Source organism: Pseudomonas sp. XP2, assembly GCF_053557975.1.
The window spans coordinates 72344-83475 of the sequence record NZ_JBNRIK010000014.1 but is presented as its reverse complement, the minus strand read 5'-3'; the positions used below and the strand labels follow the sequence as shown (position 1 = coordinate 83475).

General features: G+C 60.5%; 11 protein-coding genes. 7 read left to right on the top strand and 4 right to left on the bottom strand.

From position 1 onward, the window contains the following. Positions 1 to 38 precede the first annotated feature (38 nt). The 3 genes from ACK1VC_RS16470 to ACK1VC_RS16460 all read right to left on the bottom strand — a co-directional run bounded on the left by ACK1VC_RS16470 (position 39) and on the right by ACK1VC_RS16460 (position 1488). Complete coding sequence (locus ACK1VC_RS16470; RefSeq protein ID WP_191086717.1) at positions 39 to 281, bottom strand: hypothetical protein; 243 nt, start codon at positions 279 to 281, stop codon at positions 39 to 41. Positions 282 to 378: 97 nt separating this feature from the next. Then, positions 379 to 906 carry a lactoylglutathione lyase gene (gloA, locus tag ACK1VC_RS16465; protein ID WP_023048589.1) on the bottom strand — a complete coding sequence of 176 codons (528 nt, stop codon included), beginning with the start codon at positions 904 to 906 and terminating at the stop codon, positions 379 to 381. 222 nt (positions 907 to 1128) lie between these two features. Next, positions 1129 to 1488, bottom strand: a complete 360-nt coding sequence (locus ACK1VC_RS16460; protein ID WP_016487632.1) for a histone-like nucleoid-structuring protein, MvaT/MvaU family — start codon at positions 1486 to 1488, stop codon at positions 1129 to 1131. Between the two features lie 359 nt (positions 1489 to 1847). Here ACK1VC_RS16460 and ACK1VC_RS16455 point away from each other — a divergent pair, with 359 nt between their 5' ends. After that, a complete protein-coding gene (locus tag ACK1VC_RS16455; protein WP_016487631.1) occupies positions 1848 to 3137 on the top strand; it encodes an OprD family porin in 1290 nt (429 codons plus the stop codon). A gap of 67 nt (positions 3138 to 3204) precedes the next feature. Further along, positions 3205 to 3954 (top strand): precorrin-6A synthase (deacetylating), encoded by a 750-nt coding sequence (gene cobF, locus ACK1VC_RS16450; RefSeq protein WP_016487630.1) that lies wholly within the window; start codon positions 3205 to 3207, stop codon positions 3952 to 3954. A gap of 120 nt (positions 3955 to 4074) precedes the next feature. Here the strand turns inward: cobF and ACK1VC_RS16445 are convergent, their stop codons facing one another. Continuing rightward, on the bottom strand, positions 4075 to 4425 hold the full coding sequence (locus ACK1VC_RS16445; RefSeq protein WP_016487629.1) for a response regulator: 351 nt from the start codon (positions 4423 to 4425) through the stop codon (positions 4075 to 4077). Between the two features lie 248 nt (positions 4426 to 4673). On the opposite strand from ACK1VC_RS16445, the gene ACK1VC_RS16440 reads away from it, so the two are divergent. From ACK1VC_RS16440 to ACK1VC_RS16420, 5 genes are all read left to right on the top strand, one after another. Then, on the top strand, positions 4674 to 8141 hold the full coding sequence (locus tag ACK1VC_RS16440; protein ID WP_096426220.1) for a response regulator: 3468 nt from the start codon (positions 4674 to 4676) through the stop codon (positions 8139 to 8141). Continuing rightward, positions 8138 to 8959, top strand: a complete 822-nt coding sequence (locus tag ACK1VC_RS16435) for a CheR family methyltransferase (protein WP_016487627.1) — start codon at positions 8138 to 8140, stop codon at positions 8957 to 8959. Before ACK1VC_RS16440 ends, ACK1VC_RS16435 begins: the two co-directional genes overlap by 4 nt. Beyond that, positions 8956 to 9531, top strand: coding sequence for a chemotaxis protein CheB (locus ACK1VC_RS16430; RefSeq protein ID WP_016487626.1), 576 nt, complete (start codon positions 8956 to 8958; stop codon positions 9529 to 9531). The genes ACK1VC_RS16435 and ACK1VC_RS16430 overlap by 4 nt, the downstream gene beginning before the upstream one ends. Further along, positions 9525 to 10751: a hybrid sensor histidine kinase/response regulator gene (locus ACK1VC_RS16425; protein ID WP_191086715.1), complete on the top strand. Its 1227-nt coding sequence runs from the start codon at positions 9525 to 9527 to the stop codon at positions 10749 to 10751. The genes ACK1VC_RS16430 and ACK1VC_RS16425 overlap by 7 nt, the downstream gene beginning before the upstream one ends. Before the next feature lie 44 nt (positions 10752 to 10795). Next, the coding region (locus ACK1VC_RS16420) for a response regulator (protein ID WP_449117990.1) at positions 10796 to 11132 on the top strand (337 nt) is incomplete at its 3' end.

Here is an 11132-nt window from a genome sequence, read left to right as displayed (position 1 = left end):
TTTTCCCCGCGAAGGGGCCAGTACAAACCTTGGAAGGGTCAGAACAGCTTGTGCCCGTCATCCAGCTGCTGGTCGACCAGTGCGCGGCCGTGGGCCAGCGACACATGCTGCGCGTTCTCCAGGTCGGAGAAAAACCTCATCGGCATCGACATGCGCTTGCTGGTGTGCCCGTCGGGCGCGGTAATCAGGCAGCCGGCGGCGTAGGGCAGGGGGGAGTCGGGGTGGGGCATCACGCTGGCGGTGATGGTGTGCTCGCGGTATTCACAGTGAAGAGATTGCATCGTCCTTACCTCGCTGTGGCATGTGAAGCCGTTACCTTCATATACCACAGCAAGGGGCCGGGAGTTCCCGGCCCGACGAGCGAACAGCGATGAATGCTTAGCCTTTGAGCTCGGTCGGCTGGATCACTTCTACCCAGTAACCGTCCGGGTCCTTGACGAAGGCCAGGTGGTTCATGCGCCCGTCCTGCAGGCGTTTCTGGAACGGCACATCCAGTGCTTCAAAGCGCGCACAGGCGGCGCGCACGTCCGGCACCGAAATGCAGATGTGGCCAAACCCGCGCGGGTCGGTATTGCCGTTGTGGTAGGCAAACTCAGCATCGTTTTCGGTGCCGTGGTTGTGGGTCAGCTCCAGTACGCCAGGGATCGACTTCATCCACTGGTGGCGTGCAGCGTCATCAGCGGGAATCTGCGCCGGGTCGACCAGGGCAAGGAAGTACAGGCTGAAGGCGGCTTCAGGGAAGTCACGCTTGTCCACCACGCGGAAACCCAGTACCCGGGTGTAGAAGTCCAGCGACTTCTCGATATCCTTGACGCGCAACATGGTGTGGTTGAAGACGAAGTGGGCGGTAGCGGCATCCGGTTGGGCGGTGACGCCAGGCAGGGTGTGCAGATCGTGCAGGCTCATGGGAACTCCTGAGACGGGGCCGGGCGCAGGGCACCGGCAAAACAGACAGGCTGGCCATGATACGGAAGTGCGCCGATTGCGCAAATGAAAGCGCCCTGCACGGGGCAGGGCGCTGGAATTAGAGGCCCGCATGTGCGGGCGCGTGGGGTCGCTAGTCCTTTAGCTGTCTCGATATTGAGCCAGCCCTTGTGAAAAAAGTGTGAAGTGTGCGTTGACGTTTCATCAGCGTACCCAACTTTCCACCGTGGCGCCCCCATACTGTTCTTTCCAGGCCTTGAGGCCGCGGTGGTTGCCGCCCTTGGTCTCGATCCGCTCGCCGGTGTGCGGGTTTTGATAAACCTTTACCACGCGTGGGCGGCGCTGTTGCTTGGGCGCTGGGCCGCTAGTCTTGGCTACCGCCTTGGGATCGAGGATGGCGATGATATCGCGCAGGCTCTTGTCATAGCTTTTCATCAGGCCGACTAGTTTCTGCTCGAATTCGATTTCGCGTTTGAGGCCGGCATCCTTTTTCAATGCCTCCAGTTGCGCCATCTGCTCCTGGAGCGCTTTTTCGGCAGCACGAAACTCTGCAAGTCTGGACACTGTAATCACTCCTGTACGTCGGTCGTGGCAGGGCGTGACGAACATTAAAACTACATAAAACGCCAGCCACGCAGGTGGGGTCTGCTGTTCGCTGATAGTGAGTGTAGACATTCATCGGGACTGGGTAAACAGCAAACTTTTGTAAGTAAGGCGGGAACTTTCCTAGTTTTGCGCGCGCTATTTCACGGTTTTTTTGCCGTTCCCCAGCGGTTCGTCTAGACCATGGTCCAATGGCGCGCGCCAGCGCCGTTGCGCGATCATTTCAGATGATGGCCGTTGATTGTTCGGCCTTGTCGCAGTGCCGTGGCCAGTTCGTGCCGCAGTGTGTATCCCGCCTTTGATTCTGGATGTGTCTTCGCATGTTTGCCCCTTTCCCCCTCGCCCCTGGGCGCCGTGTTGCCGGCCTGTTCCTCTTGTGTGCCGGCGTCAACGCCCAGGCCACCGGATTTCTTGAAGACAGCAGTGCCAAGGTCGAAGCACGCAATGTTTATTTCAACCGGGATTTTCGTGATGGCCAAAGCGGTTCCAGCCAAGGCGCTTCCAAGCGGGAAGAATGGGCGCAAGGTTTCATCCTTAATGTGCAGTCGGGTTATACCCAAGGGCCGGTCGGTTTTGGCGTAGATGCGCTGGGCATGTTCGGCTTCAAACTGGACTCGAGTCCGGCAGACAGTAACAGTGGCCTGCTGCCTTCTTCCGGTCATGACCCGCGGCACTCGGTTGACCAATATGCAAAGATGGGGCTGGCGGCCAAGGTCAAGGTGTCCAAGAGCGTGCTCAAATACGGCTCGATGATGCCTGATGTGCCATTGCTCAAATACAACGACGGCCGCTTGCTGCCCACCCTGTTCCATGGCGCCATGCTCACTTCTGAAGAAGTGCGCGACTTGAAGTTCACCCTGGCCCGCCTGGACAAATACACCGCGCGGGATTCCACTGACCGCCAGGACATCCGCGTGCACTGCAAGAACAAGCGCTATGCCTGCGATATCGAAGCTGACCACTTTGACCTGGCCGGTGTCGACTACCGCTTCAACGAGCGAATCAGCGCCCAGTACCAGGTGGCCAAGCTGGAAAATATTTACCGCCAGCACTTCCTCGGCCTGGTGGCCAGCCAGCCGTTGGCGTTGGGCAGCCTGTCGGCCGACCTGCGCCTGATCAAGAGTGATGACATTGGCAATGCCCGCGCCGGTGCAATCGACCATCGCGCCTTCAGCGGCATGCTCGGCTACAGCCTGGGTGGCCACAAGATCAGTGCCGGCTGGCAGCGGATGTATGGCGACAGCGCCATGCCGTACCTGGATGGCAGCAACCCGTATCTGGTCAACTATGCTCAGGTCAACGATTTCGCCGCCGCTCAGGAGCGTTCCTGGCAGGTGCGTTATGACTATGACTTCAAGGCGCTGGGTGTGCCCGGCCTGACCTTCTTCACCCGCTACATCAATGGCGACAATATCAAGGTGCCGGGCAGCAGGGCCGAAGGCAAGGAATGGGAACGCGACACCGAGTTCAAGTACCAGGTGCAAAGTGGCACTTTCAAGGATGTCAGCGTGCGCCTGCGTAATTCCACTTACCGTAGCAATTATGAAAAGTGGGCGCGTGACATGGATGAAACACGGGTGATTGTCAGCTACAACTTCTCGGTTTTCTAAGCGGGCGTTTTGCCAAATACCGGTAGCCGCCTGACAATGGCGGCTGGTTCCCGCAAAGGGCAAAGCAATGAAAGACCTGTTGTTGATCGGGATCGGTGCGGGTGACCCGCGCCAGGTCACTTATGAAGCAGTCGATGCACTGCGCCGCGCCTGCGTGTTTTTCGTGCTCGACAAGGGCAGCGACAAGGATGAGCTGGTACGCCTGCGCAAAGCCATTGTGCAGCGCTACCGCCCCGAGGGTGGCTATCGCCTGGTGCAGGTCGCCGACCCCCTGCGCGATGGCCAGGCAGATGACTACCTGGGTGCGGTGCAGGACTGGCACCGGCAGCGTGCTGCGCTGTATGCCCAACTGATCGAGCAGGAGATTGGCGACGGCGAAACCGGCGCCTTTCTGCTGTGGGGCGAGCCGACCCTTTACGACAGTACCCTGCGGATTCTCGATCTGGTCCGCGAGCGCGGCGTGGCGCTGCGCTTGCAGATCATTCCAGGCATCAGCAGTGTACAGGCGCTGGCGGCGCGTCATCAGGTGCCCCTCAACCGCATCGGCGAGCCGCTGACCGTGCTGCCAGGGCGGCGCCTGGCTGGGCATGGGCCTATCGACAACGTGGTGGTGATGCTCGACGGGCAGTGCGCGTTTGCTCAGCTCGATGATCCGGGGTTGGTGATCTACTGGGGCGCTTGCCTGGGTACCGAGGATGAAGTGCTGATTGCCGGGCCGTTGCAGGAGGTGAAGGCGCGGATACTGGAAGTGCGTGAACAGGAGAGGCGGCGTAAGGGGTGGATCATGGATACTTATTTGTTGCGCAGGGAGCTGTGAGTTGTGTGCCCTGTGCCGGCCTCTTCGCGGGTCAACCCGCTCCCACAGGACCGTCACGGCGTTCGAAACCCTGCGGTCTTTGTGCGAGTGGGCAAGCCCGCGAAGCAGGCGACACCGATTTCACGGGTGACCCAGAATGGCCACCACCTTGTCCCGCAACTGGTCGATGCTGAACGGCTTGCCGATCAGGTGCATGCCCTCGGGCACATTGATGCTGTCGGCATAACCACTGGCGAACAGCACGGGCAGCAGTGGCCGCAACTCGCGCGCTTTGCCTGCCAGCACATCGCCACGCATGTCCGGCAAACCCACATCGGTCATCATCAGTTCCAGCGGCTGGCTTGGGTTTGCGAGCACCTGCAGGGCGGCTTCGCCGTCTTCAGCCTCAATGACCGTGTAGCCCAACTCGTCGAGCACTTCGACCATCAGCATGCGTACGATGTCGTCGTCTTCGACTACAAGAAGATGCATGGTTCGGATCCTGTACAAATGAATGTCTTTTATCTGTGCGCCAAGTGACAACAGAAGTTCCCGAGGATACCGATCCCTGCAATCAGATGGAACGATTGGCGCACACCGCCTTCAAATACTGGCTAAATGCCCTGCCAGACCCGTCAAAGCTGGTTAGACTCGCTTATCAGGACGGCGCAGTGGCAGATAACAACAACGGTTGATCCGCCACTCTTTCCAATGGACTTTTTTTGCTCGGGCGTTTTCTCATGATTCAAGCAGCCTCGATAGACCAGCGAAGCTTTCGCAAGCTGTTGAGCCGCAACATCGGCCTCCCCCTGGGGGTGGGCCTGCTGGGGGCCGTAGCCTTCGTTGCGGTGATCAACTACCTGCTTTCGGCCATGCAGTGGGTCGAACACACCGATCGGGTCATCGGCAATGCCAACGAAGCGGTCAAGCTGTCGATCGACATGGAAACCGGCATGCGCGGTTTCCTGATCACCGGTGACGAGCGTTTCCTTGACCCCTACGAGGTGGCCAAGCCACGTATTCTCGGCAGCCTGCAAAGCCTGCGGGGCATGGTGGAGGACAACCCGCAGCAGGTCGACCGTATCGACCGGTTGATTGCTTTGCAGCAGGCCTGGAACGACTTCGGCAACGAGATGATTAACCTGCGCCGTAGCCAGGGCGATTACCAGGCCTCGATCGGCAACGGCCGGGGCAAGCGCATCACCGATGAAATCCGCAAGGAATTCGATGGCCTGATCAGCACCGAACAGCAACTGCGCATGGCCCGTAACGAAAAGGTCAGCTCTGTCACTGTGACGGCGATCTCGGCCTTCGTGCTGTTCATCGTTGGCCTCAGCGCCTTGCTGGCTTACCTGGGTCGTCGAGACCTGGTGGCGCTGTCGACCAGCTATGATGAGAACCTTCAGGCCCAGCAACGCTCGGCTCAGCGCCTGGAGCAGCAGGCTTGGTTGCGCAACGGCCAGACCCAGCTGGCTCAGCAGGTGCTCGGGCAACTGACCTTGCCCATGCTTGGTGACAACATCCTGCGCTTCTTTGCTTCTTATCTGGGCAGTGTAGTGGGCGCCGTGTATGTGCGCGATGAGCATGGCCGCCTGGTCCGGGTGGCCTGTTATGGCCTGGGCGCCGAAGAGCAGGCGCGCGAGCAGATCAGGCTGGACCACGACGGCCTGTTGGCTCAGGCCGTGCGTGAAGGCCGCCTGTTGCGCCTGGACAACCTGCCGGAAGACTTCTATCGCCTCAGTTCCGGCCTGGGCAGCGGCTTGCCTCGCAGTGCGCTGCTGATGCCGGCCACCGAGGACGGTCAGATCAACGGGGTGATCGAGCTGGGCTTTCTGCGCCCCCTGCAGGAGCGCGATGAAGAGCTGCTGGAACGGGTCGGCGGCAACCTGGGCATGTCGATCGAGAGTGCCCGTTATCGTCAGCGGCTGCAGGAAGTGCTGGCCGAAACCCAGCAGCTGAATGAAGAGCTGCAGGTGCAGCAGGAAGAGCTCAAGACTGCCAACGAAGAGCTCGAAGAGCAGTCACGGGTGCTCAAGGAGTCCCAGGCCCACCTGGAGACCCAACAGGCTGAGCTTGAGCAGACCAACGAGCAGTTGTCGGAACGCACCGATGCGCTGGACCGCAAGAACGAAGAGCTGGGCCGGGCACAGCTGGAGCTGCAGGCCCGCGCCGACGACTTGCAGCGATCGAGCAAGTACAAGTCCGAATTCCTCGCCAACATGTCCCATGAGCTGCGCACGCCGCTCAACAGCTCGTTGATCCTGGCCAAACTGCTGGCAGAAAACGGTGAGGGCAACCTCAGCGAGGAGCAAGTCAAGTTCGCCGAATCCATCTACTCGGCAGGCAACGACCTGCTCAACCTGATCAACGACATTCTCGACATTGCCAAGGTTGAGGCCGGCAAGCTTGAAGTGCGCCCCGAGACCACCCAGGTCGAGCGCCTGGCCGAAGGCTTGCGCGGCATGTTCCAGCCACTTGCCGGCCACAAAGGCCTGGCCTTCGACGTCAAGCTCGAGCCGCAGGTGCCGGCCACGCTGTTCACGGATCGTCAGCGCCTGGAGCAGATCCTCAAGAATCTGCTGTCCAACGCCATCAAGTTCACTGAGCGTGGCCAGGTCAGCATGAACGTCAGCTACCAGCCTGGCAGCGGTATTGTGTTCGCCGTGCGTGACAGCGGTATCGGTATTGCTGCCGATCAGCACCAGGCGATCTTTGGCGCCTTCCACCAGGTCGATGGCACCAGCAACCGCCGCTATGGTGGCACTGGCCTGGGTCTGTCGATCTCCCGGGACCTGGCGCATCTGCTCGGTGGCCAGATCAATGTCGAGAGCAGCCCAGGCCAAGGCAGTGTGTTCAGCCTGATTTTGCCGGAACGCTATGCCGCCGATGCCGAAGACATCGAGCCGCAAAGCCTGCGCCCCGCCGTCGACGCGTTGCCGCCAGCACCGCAAGTGCCGGTGGCCGCTGCCGCCATGCGCCTGGTACCGACCTTTGCCGACGACCGCGAGCATGCCCCCTTCGATTCCCGTTGCATTCTGGTGATCGAAGACGAGCCAAACTTTGCCCGCATTCTGTTCGACCTTGCGCACGAACTGGGCTACAGCTGCCTGGTGGCCCATGGCGCCGACGAAGGCTTCGAGCTGGCGGCCCAATACATACCGGATGCGATCTTGCTGGACATGCGCCTGCCCGACCACTCGGGGTTGACCGTGCTGCAGCGGCTCAAGGAGCAGGCCGGCACCCGCCATATCCCGGTGCACATCATTTCGGTGGAAGACCGCGTCGAGGCAGCCATGCACATGGGGGCGGTGGGGTATGCGGTAAAACCCACCAGTCGTGAGGAGCTCAAGGAAGTCTTCGCGCGCCTGGAAGCCAAGCTGACGCAAAAGCTCAAGCATATCCTGCTGGTGGAGGACGACGACCTGCAGCGCGAGAGCATCGCCCGGCTGATTGGCGACGACGACGTCGAGATCACTGCCGTGGCCATGGCTCAGGATGCCTTGGCGCTGTTGCGCGAGAACATCTACGACTGCATGATCATCGACCTCAAGCTGCCGGACATGCTCGGCAACGAGCTGCTCAAGCGCATGACCGCCGAGGATATCCGTTCCTTCCCGCCGGTGATCGTGTACACCGGGCGCAACCTGACCCGCGAAGAAGAAGCCGATCTGCTCAAGTACTCGCGGTCGATCATCATCAAGGGCGCGCGTTCGCCGGAGCGCCTGCTCGATGAAGTGACGTTGTTCCTGCACAAGGTAGAATCGCAGCTGTCCAACGAACGCCAGCGCATGCTCAAGACCGCCCGCAGCCGCGACAAGGTGTTCGAGGGGCGCAAGGTGCTGCTGGTGGACGACGATGTGCGTAATATCTTTGCCCTGACCAGTGCCCTGGAGCACAAGGGCGCCATCGTCGAGATTGGCCGTAACGGCCGCGAGGCCATCGAGCGCCTGGAGCAGCATGATGACATCGACCTGGTGCTGATGGACGTGATGATGCCTGAAATGGACGGCTTCGAGGCCACCCGGTTGATCCGCCAGCAAGCGCGCTGGCGCAAACTGCCGATCATCGCCGTGACCGCCAAGGCCATGAAGGATGACCAGCAGCGTTGCCTGCAGGCCGGCGCCAATGATTACCTGGCCAAACCGATTGACCTGGACCGTTTGTTCTCGTTGATTCGTGTATGGCTGCCGCAACTGGAGCGAATTTGACTAGCGAACGTAACACCGACATCGAAATCCGCTTGCTGATCGAGGCCATCTATCTCAAGTACAGCTACGATTTCCGCAACTATTCCGGCGCCTCGATCAAGCGCCGGATCCTGCATGCGCTGCGCCAGTTTGATTGCCTCACGGTGTCGGCGCTGCAGGAGCGCGTGCTGCACGACCCCGGCATGTTCATGCAGTTGCTGCAGTACCTGACGATCCCCGTCAGCGAGATGTTCCGCGACCCTGACCACTTCCTTGCCGTGCGCAACGAAGTGGTGCCGCTGCTGCGTACCTGGCCTTCGATCAAGGTATGGATCGCGGGCTGCAGCACGGGGGAGGAGGTGTATTCCATGGCCATCCTGTTGCGTGAGGAAGGGCTGCTTGAGCGCACCATCATCTACGCCACCGACATCAACCCGCATTCGCTGGACAGGGCCAAGCAGGGGATCTACTCGATGCAGAGCATGCGCGAGTACGAAGAAAACTACCGGCTGGCCGGCGGCCGTCGTGACTTTAGCGAGTACTACACAGCGGCCTATGGCAACGCCATCATGGACAGCAGCCTGCGCGATAACGTGACCTTCGCCGACCACAGCCTGGCCACCGACAGCGTATTCTCCGAGACCCAACTGGTGTCGTGCCGCAATGTGCTGATCTACTTCAACAAAGAGCTGCAGGACCGCGCCCTCGGGCTGTTCCATGAGTCGCTCTGCCATCGGGGTTTCCTGGTGCTGGGCAGCAAGGAGTCGGTGGATTTTTCGGCCTACAGCGATCGTTTCGAGCCGCTGGTCAAGCCCGAACGGATCTTCCGTAAATCATGAACGGCGTACGCGCAGTGGTGATCGGCGCCTCGGCGGGCGGTGTGGCGGCATTGTTCGAGGTGCTTGGCGCGTTGCCGCCAGCGTTCGCCATACCTGTGCTTTGCGTGCTGCACCTGCCGGACGACCGCCACAGCCAACTGGCCGAAGTGCTGCAGCGTCGCTTGCATCGCCCGGTATGCGAGGCCGCTGACAAGGCGCAGATCAGCAGCGGGCGGATCTACGTGGCGGGGCCGGGTTACCACCTGTCGGTGGAGCACGACCTCACGCTGTCGCTGAGCCAGGAAGACCCCGTGCATTTCTCCCGTCCAGCGATCGATTTCCTGTTCATCTCGGCGGCCGATGCCTATGGCGAGGGCCTGCTTGGCGTGCTGCTCACCGGTGCCAACGAAGACGGCGCCAGAGGGCTTTCCTATATCAAGAACAACGGGGGCCGCACGATCGTCCAGGACCCTCGCGACGCACAGGTCTCCCTGATGCCGGAGGCCGCCCTGGCCCTGCATCAGCCCGACCATATCCTTACTCTGAGTGGTATCGGGCAGCTGCTCGCGACCTTGGAATACAGCGCATGCTAAGCCACACCATCGCCAAACTGCTGATCGTCGACGACCTGCCGGAAAACCTTCTGGCGCTCGATGCCCTTATCCAGGGCGAAGACCGCGAAGTGCACCAGGCCCAGTCTGCCGAAGCTGCGTTGTCGTTGCTGCTTGAGCACGAGTTCGCGCTGGCCATCCTCGATGTGCAGATGCCGGGCATGAACGGTTTCGAACTTGCCGAGCTGATGCGCGGCACCGACAAGACCAAGAATATCCCGATCGTTTTCGTCAGCGCGGCGGGCCGCGAGATGAATTATGCCTTCAAAGGCTACGAGAGCGGGGCCGTGGACTTTCTGCACAAACCGCTCGACACCCTGGCAGTGAAAAGCAAAGTCTCGGTGTTTGTTGACCTGTTCCGCCAGCGCAAGGTGCTTGGCCGGCAATTGGAAGCCCTGGAGCACAGCCGCCAGGAGCAGGAACTGCTGCTCAGCCAGTTACAGGTGGCGCGAGGTGAGCTTGAACATGCAGTGCGCATGCGTGACGACTTCATGTCGATCGTCTCACATGAGGTGCGCACACCGCTCAATGGCCTGATCCTGGAAACCCAGTTGCGCAAGATGCACCTGGCACGGGGCAACCTGGAAGCCTTCAGCGCCGACAAGCTGCAAGCGATGGTCGAACGCGACGAGCGGCAGATCAACAGCCTGATCCGGTTGGTCGAGGACATGCTTGATGTGTCACGCATCCGCACCGGTAAATTGTCGCTACGCCCCAGGCTGTTCGATCTCGGTCAACTGGTGCGTGGGTTGGTGGAAAACTTCACCGCGCAAGCCATGGCGCTGGACACCCACATCGAACTGCAGCGGTGTGAAGGATTGAAGGGTGAGTGGGACGAATTCCGGATTGAACAAGTAGTGGCCAACCTGTTGTCCAATGCAATGCGTTACGGCGAGCGCAAGCCGGTGGAGGTACGGGTGTTCGAGCAAGCGGGGATGGCCTGGGTGCAGGTTCAGGATCACGGCATTGGGATAAGCGCGGCCAACCAGCAGCGCATTTTCCAGCAGTTCGAACGGGTCGCTGCCCTGCAAGCCAGCGGGGGCTTGGGGCTGGGGTTGTACATATCCGAGCAGATCGTGCAAGCGCATGGTGGGCGGATACACGTTGAAAGCGAGGAAGGCAAGGGCGCCACATTCACCCTGCAATTGCCGCTGGCAACATTCAAAGAACAAAACGACCAGGCGCGGGCAACCTCTGCGTAAGCTTGGGGTCTGATGGCCAACTGTAAGAATTTCAAGGCGTTAACATGAGTGAAGATGCACAAGATGTGGTGTTGGTCGTCGAGGACGAACCGGCGATTCGCATGATTTTGCGCGATTACCTGGCGGGTGAGGGGTACCACGTGCTGGTTGCCGAAGATGGCGAGCAGGCGTTTGCGATCCTGGCCAGCAAACCGCACCTGGACCTGATGGTGACGGACTTCCGTTTGCCGGGTGGTATCTCCGGCGTGGAGATTGCCGAGCCCGCGGTGAAATTGCGACCAGACCTGAAGGTGATCTTCATCAGTGGCTACCCGGCCGAGATCCTCGAGTCTGGCAGCCCGATCACCCGCAAGGCACCGATCCTGGCCAAGCCGTTTGACC